This is a genomic window from Lonsdalea britannica (assembly GCF_002111595.1).
GTDB lineage: Bacteria > Pseudomonadota > Gammaproteobacteria > Enterobacterales > Enterobacteriaceae > Lonsdalea > Lonsdalea britannica.
Map to the genome: position 1 here is coordinate 171,392 of NZ_LUTN01000001.1, position 16,239 is coordinate 187,630.

12 protein-coding genes and 1 pseudogene are annotated in these 16,239 nt (G+C 53.1%); 9 read left to right on the forward strand and 4 right to left on the reverse strand.

From position 1 onward, the window contains the following. Positions 1–63 precede the first annotated feature (63 nt). Positions 64–675 carry an NUDIX hydrolase YfcD gene (gene yfcD / locus AU509_RS00770; protein ID WP_094117407.1) on the forward strand — a complete coding sequence of 204 codons (612 nt, stop codon included), beginning with the start codon at positions 64–66 and terminating at the stop codon, positions 673–675. Between the two features lie 173 nt (positions 676–848). Here the strand turns inward: yfcD and pta are convergent, their stop codons facing one another. Continuing rightward, a complete protein-coding gene (pta, locus tag AU509_RS00775; RefSeq protein WP_094117408.1) occupies positions 849–2,993 on the reverse strand; it encodes a phosphate acetyltransferase in 2,145 nt (714 codons plus the stop codon). An 84-nt stretch (positions 2,994–3,077) separates the two neighbouring features. Beyond that, positions 3,078–4,280, reverse strand: coding sequence for an acetate kinase (ackA, locus tag AU509_RS00780; RefSeq protein ID WP_085652059.1), 1,203 nt, complete (start codon positions 4,278–4,280; stop codon positions 3,078–3,080). Between the two features lie 413 nt (positions 4,281–4,693). Here ackA and yfbV point away from each other — a divergent pair, with 413 nt between their 5' ends. The 4 genes from yfbV (at position 4,694) to AU509_RS00800 (ending at position 8,398) form a co-directional block, all read left to right on the forward strand. Continuing rightward, complete coding sequence (gene yfbV / locus AU509_RS00785; protein ID WP_094117409.1) at positions 4,694–5,149, forward strand: terminus macrodomain insulation protein YfbV; 456 nt, start codon at positions 4,694–4,696, stop codon at positions 5,147–5,149. Positions 5,150–5,276: 127 nt separating this feature from the next. Next, positions 5,277–5,771, forward strand: a complete 495-nt coding sequence (locus tag AU509_RS00790; protein WP_094117410.1) for a YfbU family protein — start codon at positions 5,277–5,279, stop codon at positions 5,769–5,771. A 19-nt stretch (positions 5,772–5,790) separates the two neighbouring features. Continuing rightward, positions 5,791–6,447 carry a sugar phosphatase gene (locus tag AU509_RS00795; protein WP_094117411.1) on the forward strand — a complete coding sequence of 219 codons (657 nt, stop codon included), beginning with the start codon at positions 5,791–5,793 and terminating at the stop codon, positions 6,445–6,447. A gap of 109 nt (positions 6,448–6,556) precedes the next feature. Further along, the gene (locus AU509_RS00800; protein WP_094117412.1) at positions 6,557–8,398 is read left to right on the forward strand and encodes an SLC13 family permease; all 1,842 of its coding nucleotides are present in this window, start codon (positions 6,557–6,559) and stop codon (positions 8,396–8,398) included. Here AU509_RS00800 and yfbR read toward each other — a convergent pair. Beyond that, the gene (yfbR, locus tag AU509_RS00805; protein WP_094117413.1) at positions 8,393–8,992 is read right to left on the reverse strand and encodes a 5'-deoxynucleotidase; all 600 of its coding nucleotides are present in this window, start codon (positions 8,990–8,992) and stop codon (positions 8,393–8,395) included. The genes AU509_RS00800 and yfbR overlap by 6 nt on opposite strands. A 150-nt stretch (positions 8,993–9,142) precedes the next feature. Continuing rightward, on the reverse strand, positions 9,143–10,357 hold the full coding sequence (locus AU509_RS00810; protein ID WP_094117414.1) for a pyridoxal phosphate-dependent aminotransferase: 1,215 nt from the start codon (positions 10,355–10,357) through the stop codon (positions 9,143–9,145). Positions 10,358–11,607: 1,250 nt separating this feature from the next. Here AU509_RS00810 and lrhA point away from each other — a divergent pair. From lrhA to nuoC, 4 genes and pseudogenes are all read left to right on the forward strand, one after another. Then, a complete protein-coding gene (lrhA, locus tag AU509_RS00815; protein WP_094117415.1) occupies positions 11,608–12,558 on the forward strand; it encodes a transcriptional regulator LrhA in 951 nt (316 codons plus the stop codon). A 642-nt stretch (positions 12,559–13,200) separates the two neighbouring features. Then, the gene (locus AU509_RS00820; protein WP_026739927.1) at positions 13,201–13,650 is read left to right on the forward strand and encodes an NADH-quinone oxidoreductase subunit A; all 450 of its coding nucleotides are present in this window, start codon (positions 13,201–13,203) and stop codon (positions 13,648–13,650) included. Between the two features lie 14 nt (positions 13,651–13,664). Further along, positions 13,665–14,338, forward strand: a pseudogene (locus tag AU509_RS00825) (NuoB/complex I 20 kDa subunit family protein). 100 nt (positions 14,339–14,438) lie between these two features. Then, on the forward strand, positions 14,439–16,238 hold the full coding sequence (gene nuoC, locus AU509_RS00830) for an NADH-quinone oxidoreductase subunit C/D (RefSeq protein WP_094117416.1): 1,800 nt from the start codon (positions 14,439–14,441) through the stop codon (positions 16,236–16,238). Position 16,239: the final 1 nt, after the last annotated feature.

A 16,239-nucleotide genomic window follows, 5' to 3' on the forward strand; every position in this document is an offset into this window, starting at 1 on the left:
GCCGGGTCCGATTATTTATTAACAAGTGCGCGTGAAATCGCGTCAAGGCAAGGGTTTCAGAGGATGGCGGAACAAATTCAGACCACGGGTACAGAGTGGGTGGATATCGTTAGCGAAGATAACGAAGTCATCGGGCAGGCTAGCCGTCAGCAGATGCGCGCTCAACGTTTGCGCCATCGCGCGACCTACATCGTGGTTCATAACGGGATGGGGCAAGTGCTGGCTCAGCGTCGTACGGACACCAAGGATTTTTATCCGGGGTGGCTGGATGCCACGGCTGGCGGCGTGGTGCAGAGCGGCGAAAATATGCTGGAGTCTGCCCGTCGTGAAGCCGAAGAAGAACTGGGCATTGCTGGCGTCCCGCTGGCTGAGCATGGTCTGTTTTACTACGAAAGCGACGACTGCCGCGTGTGGGGCGCGTTGTTTAGCTGCGTGAGCCACGGTCCGTTTGCACTTCAGGAAGAAGAAGTGGCGGAAGTCAGCTGGTTGACGCCGGAAGAGATTACGGCGCGTTGCGACGAGTTCACGCCGGATTCGCTGAAGGCGCTGTCGCTGTGGCTCAGCCGTAATACGGCCGGTGAACGTATGGCATCTGCACCACGCGTGGCGAAACCGCAGATCGATAAAACGCCGAAGGCGGACGACGGTGCGCCGGAAGTGACCGACGAGGCATAAGCACGCTCAGCGGATATTTCTTCCAGGAAGAATGACGGGGGCAGTTCGCCCCTTTCATATTGCCACGACTGAAACACCTTCGCAGGCCGGAGCGCCAACATCAGGATCGGGGCAATAAAAAAACGCCAGTTCAGGAATGAACTGGCGTTTTTGTGCGTGGTTAACGCGTTAGCTTACTGTGCGATCTGCGTTGCCTGAATGGCGGTCAGCGCGACGGTGTAGACGATATCGTCAACCAGTGCGCCGCGAGACAGGTCGTTCACCGGCTTACGCATACCCTGCAGCATCGGCCCAATGGAAATCAGGTCAGCGGAGCGCTGTACGGCTTTGTAAGTGGTGTTACCGGTGTTCAGATCCGGGAAGATGAACACGGTAGCCTGACCGGCAACCGGTGAGTTCGGCGCTTTGGACTTCGCAACGTCAGCCATGATGGCGGCGTCATACTGCAACGGGCCGTCGATGATCAGATCAGGACGTTTTTCCTGAGCGATACGGGTCGCGTCACGGACTTTTTCAACGTCGCTGCCTGCGCCGGAATTACCGGTGGAGTAGGAGATCATCGCAACACGCGGATCGACGCCAAACGCAGCGGCGGAATCGGCGGACTGGATGGCGATTTCTGCCAGCTGTTCAGCGGTCGGATCCGGGTTGATGGCGCAGTCGCCATAAACCAGAACCTGTTCCGGCAGCAGCATGAAGAACACGGAAGACACCAGAGAGCTGCCCGGCGCCGTTTTGATCAGCTGCAGCGGCGGACGGATGGTGTTGGCTGTGGTGTGAACCGCACCGGAAACCAGACCGTCAACTTCGTTCTGCTCCAGCATCAGCGTACCCAGTACGACGTTGTCTTCCAGCTGTTCGCGGGCGACGACTTCGGTCATGCCTTTGTTTTTACGCAGTTCGACCAGACGCGGTACATAGCGTTCGCGAACGGCGACCGGATCAACGATTTCGATGCCCTGACCCAGCTCTACGCCCTGAACGGCGGCGACGCGCTGGATCTCTTCCGGATTACCCAGCAGGACGCAGTGAGCGATACCGCGTTCGGCACAAATGGCCGCCGCTTTGATGGTACGCGGCTCGTCGCCTTCCGGCAGAACAATGCGTTTACCGGCTTTACGCGCCAGTTCGGTCAACTGGTAACGGAAGGCTGGCGGAGACAGGCGGCGAGAGCCTTCAGAGGCGGCAGACAGAGACTCGATCCACTCGGTGTTGATGTAGCGGGCGATATATTCCTGTACTTTTTCCACACGCTGGTGGTCGTCGGCAGGCACTTCCAGGCTGAAGCTCTGCAGCGTCAGCGAGGTCTGCCAGGTATTGGTCTCTACCATGAAGACAGGCAGGCCAGTCTGGAATGCGCGTTCGCACAGGGCGCTGATGCTCGGGTCCATTTCGTAGCCGCCGGTCAGCAGCAGGGCGCCGATTTCCACGCCGTTCATTGCCGCCAGGCTAGCAGCAACCAGAACGTCAGGACGGTCTGCTGAAGTCACCAGCAGGGAACCCGGACGGAAGTGCTCCAGCATGTTAGGAATGCTACGTGCGCAGAAGGTCACGGATTTAATGCGGCGCGTTTCGATATCGCCAGCATTGATCACGCGGGCGTTCAGATGTTTGGCCATATCCACTGCGCGAGTGGCGATCAGGTCAAAGCTCCACGGAATGCAGCCCAGTACCGGCAGCGGGCTGTTGGCGAACAGCTGCTTAGGATCGATATTGGCGACGCTTGCCTTGTTGGAGTCATCGAAGATTTCCGACAGATCCGGGCGAGTACGGCCTTGTTCGTCCACCGGTGCGTTCAGCTTGTTGATGATGACGCCGGTGATGTTCTGATTTTTGCTGCCGCCGAAGCTGGAGCGAGCCAGTTCGATGCGCTCTTTCAGCTGATCCGCAGAATCGTTGCCCAGCGCGGTGACGAACACGATTTCCGCATTCAGCGTTTTGGCAATTTCATAGTTCAGCGCGTTGGCGAACTGATGCTTACGGGTAGGAACCAGACCTTCTACCAGTACCACGTCGGCATCTTGGGTGTTTTCGTGGTAGCGGGCGATGATCTCTTCCAGCAGAACGTCCTGCTGGTTGGAGCTCAGCAGCGATTCCACGTGGCTCATCTGCAGCGGTTCTGCGGCATTGATTGCAGAATTGGCGCGGATGATCGCGGTGGTCTGATCCAGCACCTGTTCTTCAGAACGCGGCTGGGCGATAGGTTTGAACAAGCTCAGGCGGACGCCTTTCTGCTCCATGGAACGAATGACACCCAGGCTGACGCTGGTCAGACCCACACTGGTGCCAGTAGGAATCAACATGATTGTACGGGACACGGCTTAACCTCTTTGCGGTTGCTCGTTGCTCAAAAACAACTCCGTCAGCCTGAGCTGACGGAGTTAGGATACTGATTTTTTCGGTTACGCGGTCAGGCGGAGTGCGTCCTGCGCGATAACCAGCTCTTCATTGGTCGGGATGACCAGAGCCGGGCGGGTGCCCTCTTTACCGATGTTGCCGCTGTTGCCGAAGCGCGCCGCCAGGTTGCGTTCGTGGTCGACTTCGAAGCCCAGCAGGCCCAGCTGTTTCAGGGTCAGCTCACGCACCATCGCCGCATTTTCACCGATGCCGCCGGTGAAGATCACGGCATCCAGACGACCTTCCATCAGGGCGCTGTAAGCACCGATGTATTTAGCCAGACGGTGGCAGAATACGTTCATGGCGCGTTTAGCGTCAGGTTTCGTTTCGTAGTTGTCTTCAACATAACGACAGTCGCTGGTGACTTCGGTCAGACCCTGCAGGCCGGACTCTTTGGTCAGCATTTTGTTGATGTCGTCGATGCTCATGCCCAGCGCGTCGTGCAGGTGGAATACGATGGCCGGATCGATGTCACCGCTACGGGTGCCCATCACCAGACCTTCCAGCGGCGTCAGGCCCATGGAAGTATCAACACATTTACCGTTGCGGATAGCAGATACGGAACCGCCGTTGCCCAGGTGGCAGGTGATTACGTTCAGTTCATCCAGCGGTTTGTTCAGCGCTTTAGCGGCTTCCTGAGACACATAGAAGTGGCTGGTGCCGTGCGCGCCGTAACGACGGATATGGTGTTCGGTGTACAGTTTGTACGGCAGAGCATACAGGTAGGATTCTTCCGGCATGGTCTGGTGGAACGCGGTGTCGAAAACGGCCACGTTTTTGTTAGCCAGGTTCGGGAAGGCTTTCAGGGCTTCGGCGATACCGATCAGGTGAGCCGGGTTGTGCAGCGGCGCAAACGGAACGGCATCTTTAATGCCTTGCAGAACGTTGCTGTCGATCACCGCAGACTGGGTGAATTTCTCGCCGCCGTGAACGATACGGTGGCCGATAGCAACCAGCTGAGCGGAAAGCTCTGGTTTCTGGCTGAGGATCGTGTTGACGATAAAGTTCAGCGCTTCGCTGTGAGCTGCGCCAGCACCCAGATCGGCTTCCTGTTTGCCTCCGTCCAATTTCCATTTGATACGTGCTTCGGGAAGGTGGAAACATTCTGCCAGGCCAGACAGGTATTCGTCCCCGTTGACGGCATCAATGATGGCAAACTTGAGGGATGAACTACCACAGTTTAGAACCAGGACTAACTTACTCGACATGGAGGTACCTACTTGTTATACATGGTTAAAGAAATATCATGCGGCGCGCAGCATAGCGCGTAACGCGAATGACATTTATGATTAACATCATGGCTTGGTAGAATTTACCAGACATGACAATATAAAGTGTCGAAGTCACATGACGCTTGCACTAACAAATGCGGAGTGAAGGTGACATCGACGCTGTGAAACTTTGCTGTTGCCGGGCAAGATAAAGCTGACTCTGGGTGGGATTTGGCCTCACCAGTCAGAGGCGGAGGTCCGCCACCACGCCTTAAATGCAGTGCGGCAAAAGGCCGGAATTAGGATACCGATAGCGTTCGTTAAACACAAAATATATTTTAAGGTTATTAATTTTAGTTGGTGATTTGTACAGATTTTTTTATTTTTTATACGTGAAGTTGAGGTGTGCGATGACGACAAATCCTACCGGTAAAGCGGGCTGGTTCAAGCTGTTGAGACTCGGCCAGCACTATATGAAGACCTGGCCTGCAGACAAGCGTCTGGCCCCGGTATTTCCTGAAAACCGCGTTGTACGCACCACACTTTTCGCTATTCGCTTCATGCCGCCGCTGGCCGTTTTCACGCTCTCCTGGCAGGTGGCTCTGGGCGGTCAACTGGGGCCCGTCGTGGCAACCGCGCTGTTCGCGTTGAGTCTTCCGATGCAGGGATTGTGGTGGTTGGGTCGTCGCGCCATCACGCCATTGCCGCCTTCCTTATTGCAGTGGTTTCACGATATTCGTCAGCGACTACTGGACGCGGGACTCGCTCTGGCGCCGCTGGAAGAAAAGCCGACGTATCAGATGCTGGCTGACGTACTTAAACGCGCCTTCAAGCAGCTAGACAAGGCCTTTCTCGACGATCTTTGATGTGGGTCTCGTTTTACCCCGTCTCTATTTCCTTCCGATACCGCTCTAAATCAAAAACTACTTTGCAGGGAGTATGCGATTCTTCTTTTTACACCGACCTTGGCGGAAGGTGATTCTGGAGAGCGCCATGGACATAACCAATGCCCAACGATTAATCCTGTCAAATCAATATCAAGTCATGACCCTGCTGGACCCAAAGAACGCAGAGCGATATCGGCGGTTGCGGACTATTATTGAGCGAGGCTATGGCCTGCAAATGCGTGAACTTGACCATGAGTTCGGCGATTTGAGCGAAGATATTTGCCGTATCATTATCAATATGATGGAAATGCACCACGCGCTACAGGTTTCCTGGAGCAACTTGTCTCAAAAACCCGAGTTCAGCGAACGCCGACTGGCGTTTTTAGGTTTTGACGCCGCCACGGAAGCACGCTTTCTGGGATATGTTCGCTTCATGGTGCATACGGAAGGCCGTTATCTGCATTTTGACGCCGGTACGCACGGCTTTAATGCTCAAACCCCCATGTGGGATAAGTACTCGCGTATGCTTAACATTTGGCTTGCCTGTCTGCGGCAATATCACCTCAGCGCGGTGGAAATTTCACAAATCGTCAACGCTTGATAAAGCAAAGAGGTTAACGGTGGAAGTTAAAGGTTTTCTGTTTGATCTGGACGGTACATTAGTCAACTCTTTACCTGTTGTTGAAAATGCCTGGCGCTGGTGGGCGGAGGGGCAAGGACTCGATCCACAGCGAGTACTTGATTTCATTCATGGTAAGCAAGCCATCACGTCGTTGCGTCACTTCCTTCACGATAAGAGTGAAGCGGACATTCAGCACGCTTATCAGGTATTGGAAGAGAGAGAATCGACGGATCTGGAAGGCATCACCGCCATGCCCGGCGCGCAGGCGCTGCTTCAGCGTCTGGAGGCGCTCAATGTGCCTTGGGCCATCGTCACCTCAGGGTCCGTGCCGATAGCCTATGCCCGCCATAAAGCCGCAGGGTTGTTAATGCCGCGAGAGTTTGTGACCGCGGAATGCGTCTCCCAAGGAAAACCGCATCCGGACGCCTATCTGCTTGGCGCACAGCTGTTGGGGCTTAACCCGCAGGATTGCGCCGTCGTCGAAGACGCCCCCGCCGGAGTTCAGTCCGGTCTTGCCGCAAAGGCGAAAGTTATCGCTGTTAACGCACCGTCGGACACGCCCGATTTGGATAAAGTCGACATGGTGCTTAGCTCCCTGGAGCAGTTGGATGTGACGTCTGGCGACGCGGGTTTTGTCGTCACCGCGTCACGCTGAAGATAACGAACGAGTGTGGGGAATAAAAATATCAACCTTGCTTTTGCAGGGTTTTTTTATGTCATGCTGAGTTCTCTGTTTTAAGGATTGCCACTAACAGGAGGTGCTAGTGACCCGTGAGCTGCTATGGGTGTTGACGTTGTTGTTCATCGCCATCGTTTTGTTCGCCACCAACAAATTGCGAATGGATGTGGTCGCATTGCTGGTCATCATCGCTTTTGTCTTAAGCGGCACACTAACGTTGCCGGAAGCGTTGATGGGGTTTAGCGATCCAAACGTAATATTGATTGCCGCCTTGTTTGTCATCGGCGAGGGGTTGGTGCGGACCGGGGTCGCGTATCAGGTCGGCGACTGGTTAATGCATGTCGCTGGAGAGAGTGAAGTTCGAATGTTGGTGCTGCTCATGCTGACTGTCGCGGGGCTGGGCGCGTTTATGAGCTCCACCGGCGTCGTGGCGATTTTTATTCCGGTGGTGCTGAATGTCGCGGCACGCATGAAGAGTTCGCCCGCTCGTCTGTTGATGCCCCTGAGTTTCGCCGGCCTGATCAGCGGTATGATGACCTTGGTTGCTACCGCGCCCAACATGGTGGTTAACAGCGAACTGATGCGCAACCATATCGCGGGCTTTGGCTTTTTCGGCATGACGCCCATCGGCGTAGTGGTTCTGTTGGTCGGTATTGGCTATATGCTGGTGGCGCGTTTCTGGCTGGGGAGTAACGACAGCGGCGATAATAAAGACGCGTGGAAGCGAAAGACATTTCGGGATTTGATCCGCGACTACAAGCTGACGGGACGAGCGCGGCGGCTGGCGATTCGAAGGGGTTCGCCGTTTGTCGGCCAGCGGCTGGACGATCTTAACTTGCGCCAGCGTTTCGGCGCTAACGTCGTAGGGATCGAGCGCTGGCGCAAGTTCAGACGAGTGATGATTAGCGTTGCGGTGAATACTGAACTGCGCCTGAACGATGTTCTGTTGATCGATATGTCGGCTTCCGACGTCGACCTGCGTGAGTTCTGCTCTGCGCATCTGCTGGAGCCCATGGTGCTGCGCGGCGAATATTTCTCTGAGCAGGCGCGTGATGTTGGCATGGCGGAAGTTTCACTGATCCCAGACTCGGAGCTGGTGGGTAAAACTCTTCAGGATGCGATGTTTCGTAGCCGATATGGTCTGACGGTGGTGGGGATACGCCGCAACGGCGAAGCGCTGGACGGCGCGCTGTCGAATGAGCCGCTTCAATTGGGCGATATCCTGCTGGTGATCGGGGACTGGCGTAATATTCGCCAGCTGTATCAGCAAAAACAGAATTTTATCGTGCTGAATTTACCCGCCGAAGTGGACGAAGTGGCCCCCGCGAAAAGTCAGGCGCCTCATGCGTTGTTCTGCCTCGCGTTGATGATCGCCATGATGCTGACCGATGAGATCCCTAATGCGGTCGCGGCGCTGATCGCCTGTCTGATGATGGGCCAATTTCGCTGCATTGATATGGAGAGCGCCTATCGCGCGGTACACTGGCCGAGCCTGATGCTGATTATCGGTATGATGCCCTTTGCGCTGGCGCTGGAGAAAACGGGCGGAGTGGCGATGATTGTCAAAGGATTGATGGACGTCGCGGGGGATGCCGGGCCGCAGGTGATGCTGGCGTGTCTGTTCGTTCTGTGTGCGGTGATCGGTCTGTTCATTTCGAATACGGCGACGGCGGTGCTCATGGCACCCATTGCTATCGCCGCAGCCGACCAAATGCAGGTGTCGCCTTATCCGTTTGCCATGATTATTGCTATCGCCGCTTCAGCGGCATTCATGACGCCCGTCTCTTCGCCGGTGAATACGTTGGTATTAGCACCGGGCGGTTACCGGTTCAGCGACTTCCTTAAAATCGGGGTGCCTTTCACCGTATTGGTCATGGGCGTGAGCGTCGTGATGATCCCGTGGCTCTACCCGTTCTCCCCGTTATAGCGGGGAGTCCTGGCTGATTTCATCCAAGGAGAGGCTGAAGCTTGGAATGAACACGGTCATGAAATAGTCCATTTCCTGACTGTGTCGTTGTTGCAGCGTTTTTTCCAGACGCGCTTTGGCCAATACGAATTCGTTATTGCCTGCCGACAGTTCTTCCAGACATTTCAGGTAGGCGCACAGCGCATCAGCCTGTTTGACCACCGCATGCTCTTCCTCGCTGGTATAGGTATCATCCAGCAGCATGCGATAGTCTTCCTGCAGTTCGCTTGGCAGCATATCGATAAGCTTTTGCTGAGCGATTTTCTCGATCTTCTTATATTCGTGCGCCATCTGGGCGTTGTAATACTTGATGGGCGTCGGCATATCGCCGGTCAGCACTTCGCTGGCATCGTGGTACATCGCGAGCAGGGCGATACGCTCGGCATTGAGATCCCCGCCGAATTTTCGGTTTCTGATAACGGCAAGCGCATGGGCCACAAACGCGACCTGCAAACTATGTTCCGAGACGTTTTCCGTGCGGACGTTACGCATCAGCGGCCAGCGGTTAATCAGTTTTAGACGGGATAGATGGGCGAAGAAATGACTTTGAACCATAGCACTCTCTCAATACGCGGAGGGAAAAACCATTGTGGTCGCTTGACGCAGAATTAGCAACTCAGCCCCGGCGCTCGGTGGGGTGGGAATCGGATGAAAAAACGGGCAGTGCCATAAAGCGCCGCCCGTGTGATGTACCGACCGCAGTGATTACTGGTGGTAGTGTTCGAGGAAACGTCCCAGCTTATGCACGGCCATATCCAGCTCGTCGACGCGCGGCAGCGTCACGATGCGAACATGGTCTGGCTCCGGCCAGTTGAACGCGCTCCCCTGAACCAGCAGCACTTTTTCCTGCAGCAGCAGATCCAGCACCAGCTTCTGGTCGTCGTGAAGGTTGAAACGCTTCGCGTCGATACGCGGGAACATATAGAGAGCACCGGACGGTTTCACGCAGGAGACGCCGGGGATCTGGTTAATCAATTCCCAGGCGCGATTACGCTGTTCATACAAACGGCCGCCGGGGCGAATAAATTCACTGATGCTCTGATAACCGCCGAGCGCCGTCTGAATTGCATGTTGCATGGGGACGTTGGCGCAAAGACGCATCGAGGCGAGCATCTCCAGCCCTTCGATATAGCCTTTCGCATGCTTTTTGGGGCCGTTCAATACCATCCATCCCTGACGGAACCCAGCCACGCGATAGGTCTTCGACAGGCCGTTGAACGTCACCGTGAGCAGGTCCGGCGCCAGTGCCGCAATGGAGTGGTGCTGGGCTTCGTCATACAGAATCTTGTCGTAGATCTCATCGGCGAAAATGATCAGGTCGTTTTGACGGGCGATCTCGACGATCTCCATCAACAGCTCTTTGCTGTAAACGGCGCCGGTGGGGTTATTCGGGTTAATGATGACGATACCGCGCGTGTTCGGCGTGATTTTTTTACGAATATCATCCAGGTCAGGAAACCAGCCGGACTCTTCGTCACAGCGATAGTGCACGGCTTTACCGTTCGACAGCGATACGGCGGCCGTCCATAAAGGATAGTCCGGCGCAGGCACCAGCATTTCGTCGCCATTATTCAGGAGAGCCTGCATGGACTGCACGATGAGTTCGGAGACGCCGTTGCCGATGTAAACGTCTTCTACGGTGATGTCACGCAGCCCGCGCGCCTGATAGTGCTGGACGATGGCCTTACGGGCGGAATAGAGTCCTTTCGAGTCGCAATAACCTTGCGCGGTCGGCAGGTTCCTAATCACGTCAACCAGAATTTCATCGGGGGCTTCGAAACCGAATGGGGCAGGGTTGCCGATGTTAAGTTTAAGAACCTTGTTGCCTTCTTCTTCCAACCGTTTGGCTTCTTTTAACACCGGGCCACGGATGTCATAACAAACATTTTCCAATTTCTTGGATTTTTCGATAGGGGACATTTAACAAACCTTGTACAGGAAGGTTCCTGAATAGTAGACGCTTAATCGGCTTAATGTACTCCTCCTGACGCGGATTTTGAAGAATGATCCTCTATGAATCCGCTATCTCAAAAACCGTGGGTAGCGCCAATTCCATAGTGTAAAAAACTGTTATTTTTTTATTTGTTGTCTTTTTAGACTGTATAAATCCATTTCTTTGTCTTTTTCGATTGGAAAGGGCGCGGGATAAGGTGATTTGTGCGACGTCAGGGGGAACTCGTGGCGGCCTGGGGTACGCAATTTCAAAGTGAGTTTCTCATTTGAACGCAAATGCATCACTATTATTGCCTGTTTCCCTGGACCATGACCTGACGTAAAAGGGACCACTCGATTTAGGCAATAACCCTATTTTTCGCAATGGCTGGAATAGCGGGTAAAAAACCAATCTTATTTAGGTGTAGCCTTTACATGTAACCGATTAAAATAAAGGGATTTCTTATTTTATTATTGAGACTCGCCTTCCCTGATATGAAATTAACACCGTTTGTAATAGCCGTGACTATTTTAGAGCATCTTGTCACAAAGGGTAGGCCAGCCAATAAATACTCGTCTATTTTGAATTCGAATATGCAATTAATAGAGCCTCGTCTTTTCTTTTCGATGCCTTTACAAAAGTTTTTTCACAATGATCAATCTAGTAATATTAATAGGTAATATAGGATTTTTCAGATTGTTATAGATGGGCTCTTGTCAGATTAATCACTCGAGTTACATTATAGCCAATAACGAGTTTGTAGATGACATAAAACTTAATTCTGGTATCTTATATCAGAATATTTTACGAGTAGGTCATCGTATATTGCTTGGCGATGAAGTGGGCGGTTACGGTGAATTCAGATAAATCGTAACGTATTGAAATGACGACATTAAGTTATCTATTTTACTGAAAGGTACTCTGTAAATACAGAGACTTTCGTCAACGTCGGCTTTTATCATGTCAATCCGCTCTCTTTAGCGTACTAGTGCGCGCAAGACTTTTATTTTATTATCTAAAATAAATAGCCGTTCTTTTTATCGGCGGCTCGAATCAATAAAATGAACAGGTAAGGGAGAGGGCGAAAAAAAAGCGATGTGGTAACGAAACATTAAGTATTTTTTGCCGTAACCGTTCATCTACGATACTGTCTTTCATTGTATGCCGACGTTGTCGGGATACGTATCCAACACCAGGTATGTTAGTTAATAATTAAAATAGATAAGTGAAGAACCGTATGACAAATGCAAATCGCCCAGTTCTCAATCTTGATCTGGATCTGCTGAGAACGTTTGTCGCTGTCGCCGATTTGAATACTTTTGCGGCCGCGGCCGTGGCAGTATGCAGAACGCAGTCTGCCGTTAGTCAGCAGATGCAGCGGCTGGAACAACTCATCGGTAAGGAGTTATTCGCCCGTCATGGGAGAAATAAGCTGCTCACCGAGCATGGGATCCAGTTTCTTGGTTATGCCAGAAAAATACTGCAGTTCAATGATGAGGCCTGCGCCTCATTAATGTTCAGCGACATTCAGGGAACCCTGACGATCGGCGCTTCTGATGATACTGCGGATACTATTCTGCCGTTTATCTTGCAGCGCGTGACCTCGGTTTTCCCCAAACTGTCGATTGAAGTGAGTATCAAACGCAGCCCTGAAATGATGGAAATGTTGCATCAGGGCAAAATTGATTTAGTCATCACGACCGAGAACAGCACCGAGTTTCCTAATGTTCTGCTGCGCTCGTCACCGACGCTGTGGTACTGCTCGGCGGAATACCAGTTCCAACACGGCAGTCCTGTGCCGTTAGTCGTTCTGGATGAACCGAGTCCTTTCCGCACGCTGGCGCTGGAAAAGCTGACCGCAGCGGGTATTCCGTGGAAGATTTCGTACGTGGCTTCCACACTGTCGGCGGTTCGGGCGGCGGTCAAAGCGGGATTGGGCATTACGGTGCGTTCGGTAGAAATGATGACGCCGGAACTGCGTGTGCTCGGTGAAGAAGAAGGCTTGCCGAAGTTACCCGATACCCGTTATTACCTGTGCAAGAATCCACAGCAAAATAACGAGTTGAGTACGGCGATCTTCAGCGCCATTGAGTCAGGCACGCGTTCCAATCTACTTTCTGTGAATAGTGTTCCGGAAGGGGATATCCGCATTACTCCCACGGACGAATCATTGAAAAATATTCTCTGACTTTTTACAGCGCTGAGCGGTATGCGTCAGTGTGAAATGTTATAAAAACGTCCGGATACTCACGACAGAGTGTGTGCTTGTTGCCACTCTGTCGTTTTTTTCGTCGCTCGCGTCAGAATTCGCTCCTCTACTGGCGATACATCTTCCTTTTCTTCTAACGTCCGCACTTCTCTGATCCTACCCCCGGTCATATCCACACGGTTTGTCGTATTAACAATTGCTTACTGAACGTACTTTTTTTAATAACTAAAACCGGAAAAACGTGTGAGAGATCAAAAAATACTTGCCTTAACCTTATTCATTAACCTGCATTCATGTTGAAATTGATATAGTCACTACAGAAATAGGGGCTTTTTCTTCGCATTGGTCTAAAACAACCAGGAGTAGCATTGATACGATTCAGTCTCTGCTATGTTTATGAAAGGTTAACAAAGATACGTGCATGTTAATTTATGTGCTGTTATTTTTATAAAGGTTGAGAAAAGGTTGCAAAAACAGGATGAATAACCACATTTACCGCGCCTTAACCCTATAATTTGTGGTATTTTTATGGTTACAAATCCTTCCTTTTAATCGATGTGGCGATTAACTGCCGTAAAAAGAGCAGCTGCCAAAGCCACTTTTGATGAGTAAGCAATGAGTATGTCAACAACTACTGAAGTCCTCGCCCACCACTGGGCATTTGCTTTATTTCTGATCGTTGCCGTGGGTCTCTGCGGTTTCATGCTGTTGGGCGGCTTTCTGCTGGGAGGGCGATCCAAAGGCCGGGCTAAAAATACGCCTTACGAATCGGGTATCGATTCCGTCGGGTCTGCCCGACTGAGACTGTCTGCAAAATTCTATCTTGTTGCGATGTTCTTCGTCATTTTCGACGTGGAAGCGCTGTACCTGTATGCCTGGTCCGTTTCTATTCGGGAAAGCGGCTGGGTAGGTTTTATCGAAGCCACCATTTTCATATTGGTGCTGTTGGCCGGGCTGGTCTATCTGGTGCGTATCGGCGCGCTGGACTGGACGCCAAAGCGCTCCAAGCGGCAAGTCGTGAAGTCTGACATCGTCGTAAACCACTCCACCACCAATACTCATCAGCAGTAATAGCGAGGCAATAAATGGACTATACGCTCACCCGCATAGACCCCGACGGTGAGAACGACCGTTATCCGCTACAGAAGCAAGAGGTCGTCAGCGACCCACTCGAACAGCACGTTAACAAAAGCGTGTTTATGGGCAATCTGGAGCAGACGCTGCAAAATATGGTCAACTGGGGACGCGGTAACTCCCTGTGGCCCTTCAACTTTGGTCTTTCTTGCTGTTACGTGGAGATGGTGACTTCCTTCACCGCCGTACACGATGTGGCGCGCTTTGGTTCCGAAGTGTTGCGTGCCTCTCCCCGCCAGGCCGACTTCATGGTCATCGCCGGAACCCCTTTCCTGAAAATGGCTCCCGTTATTCAGCGCCTGTATGACCAGATGCTGGAACCGAAATGGGTCATCTCCATGGGCGCGTGCGCCAACTCCGGCGGTATGTACGACATCTATTCCGTCGTTCAGGGCGTCGATAAATTCCTGCCGGTAGACGTGTACATCCCAGGGTGTCCGCCGCGTCCGGAAGCGTACATGCAGGCGCTGCTGTTGCTGAAAGAGTCTATTGGTAAAGAGCGTCGTCCGCTGTCATGGGTCGTCGGCGATCAGGCGTGTATCGCGCCAACATGCAATCCGAACGTGAACGTAAACGCGAAGAGCGTATTGCGGTAACCCACCTACGTTCCCCGGATGAAATTTGACCTGTGAATGATAGGCCGTGATGGCTGCGTAATATCAACATAACAGCGCGCCGCCATCATCAGTCACGGAAATAACACATTTAATGTGGTGACATTACTTATGACAGATTTAACGACACACGACGCCGTTCTGCCCGCATGGCAAACCCGCGATCATCTGGATGATCCGGTCGTTGGCGAGCTGTGGAACCGTTTCGGTCAGGACGCGTTTACCGTCCAGGCCACGCGGACGGGGATGCCGGTAGTTTGGGTCAAACGTGAGCAATTACTCGACGTCGTCGATTTCCTGAAAAAACAACCGAAGCCTTATGTCATGCTGATGGATCTGCATGGCATGGATGAACGCCTGCGTACGCACCGCGAGGGGCTACCCGCCGCAGACTTCTCCGTCTTCTATCTGCTGACTTCCCTTGAACGTAACGGCGACATCATGCTGAAAGTGGCGCTGGCGGAGAACGATCTGTTCCTGCCGACGATGACGCCGTTGTTCCCGAACGCGAACTGGTATGAGCGTGAAGTGTGGGACATGTTCGGCATTACCTTTAACGGTCATCCGCATCTTACGCGCATCATGATGCCGCAAACCTGGGAAGGTCACCCGCTGCGTAAAGACTTCCCGGCGCGCGCGACAGAATTCGATCCTTTCGTACTGACCAAACAGCGCGAAGATCTGGAAATGGAGTCGCTGACCTTCAAGCCTGAAGACTGGGGCATGAAGCGCGGCACGCAAAACGAAGACTTCATGTTCCTGAACATGGGGCCAAACCATCCCTCCTCACACGGTGCGTTCCGTCTGATCTTGCAGCTCGACGGCGAAGAGATCATCGACTGTATTCCTGACGTCGGCTACCACCACCGCGGTGCGGAAAAAATGGGCGAGCGCCAGTCCTGGCACAGCTACATTCCGTACACCGACCGTATCGAATATCTCGGCGGCTGCGTTAACGAGATGCCATACGTGCTGGCGGTTGAGAAGCTGGCGGGCATTAAAGTGCCTGAGCGCGTAGAGACTATCCGCGTGATGTTGTCCGAACTGTTCCGCATCAACAGTCATCTGCTCTACATCAGCACCTTCATTCAGGATGTCGGCGCCATGACGCCGGTCTTCTTCGCGTTTACCGATCGTCAGAAAATCTACGATCTGGTGGAAGCGATCACCGGTTTCCGTATGCATCCCGCCTGGTTCCGTATCGGCGGCGTGGCTCATGACCTGCCGCGCGGCTGGGATCGACTGCTGCGTGAATTCCTGGACTGGATGCCGGCGCGTCTGGATACCTATGTCAAAGCGGCGTTGCAAAACACCATTTTGAAAGGACGTTCGCAGGGCGTCGCCGCCTACAACGCCAAAGAGGCGCTGGAGTGGGGCGTGACGGGCGCAGGCTTGCGAGCGACCGGCATTCCGTTCGATGTCCGTAAATGGCGTCCTTACTCCGGCTATGAAAACTTCGACTTTGAGGTGCCGGTCGGCGATGGCATCAGCGACAGCTACACCCGCGTGATGTTGAAAGTGGAAGAGCTGCGCCAGAGTCTGCGCATCCTCGAACAGTGCCTGAACAACATGCCGGAAGGGCCGTTCAAGGCCGATCATCCGCTGACGACGCCGCCGCCGAAAGAACGCACGCTGCAGCACATCGAAACGATGATCAACCACTTCCTGCAAGTGTCCTGGGGCCCGGTCATGCCGGCCAACGAATCGTTCCAGATGATCGAAGGCACCAAGGGGATCAACAGTTACTACCTGACCAGCGATGGCAGCACCATGAGCTACCGTACGCGCATCCGCACGCCGAGCTTCGCTCATCTGCAGCAGATTCCTTCGGTCATCCGCGGATGCCTGGTATCCGACTTGATCGTTTACCTCGGCAGTATTGATTTCGTCATGTCAGATGTGGACCGCTAAT

What these genes read in the sequence shown, in the direction of transcription:
- yfcD (WP_094117407.1), top strand. Translation starts at nt 64, where the DNA reads ATGGCGGAACAAATTCAGACCACGGGTACAGAGTGGGTGGATATCGTT.
- ackA (WP_085652059.1), bottom strand. Translation starts at nt 4,280, where the DNA reads ATGTCGAGTAAGTTAGTCCTGGTTCTAAACTGTGGTAGTTCATCCCTC.
- yfbV (WP_094117409.1), top strand. Translation starts at nt 4,694, where the DNA reads ATGACGACAAATCCTACCGGTAAAGCGGGCTGGTTCAAGCTGTTGAGA.
- AU509_RS00790 (WP_094117410.1), top strand. Translation starts at nt 5,277, where the DNA reads ATGGACATAACCAATGCCCAACGATTAATCCTGTCAAATCAATATCAA.
- yfbR (WP_094117413.1), bottom strand. Translation starts at nt 8,992, where the DNA reads ATGGTTCAAAGTCATTTCTTCGCCCATCTATCCCGTCTAAAACTGATT.
- AU509_RS00810 (WP_094117414.1), bottom strand. Translation starts at nt 10,357, where the DNA reads ATGTCCCCTATCGAAAAATCCAAGAAATTGGAAAATGTTTGTTATGAC.
- lrhA (WP_094117415.1), top strand. Translation starts at nt 11,608, where the DNA reads ATGACAAATGCAAATCGCCCAGTTCTCAATCTTGATCTGGATCTGCTG.
- AU509_RS00820 (WP_026739927.1), top strand. Translation starts at nt 13,201, where the DNA reads ATGTCAACAACTACTGAAGTCCTCGCCCACCACTGGGCATTTGCTTTA.
- nuoC (WP_094117416.1), top strand. Translation starts at nt 14,439, where the DNA reads ATGACAGATTTAACGACACACGACGCCGTTCTGCCCGCATGGCAAACC.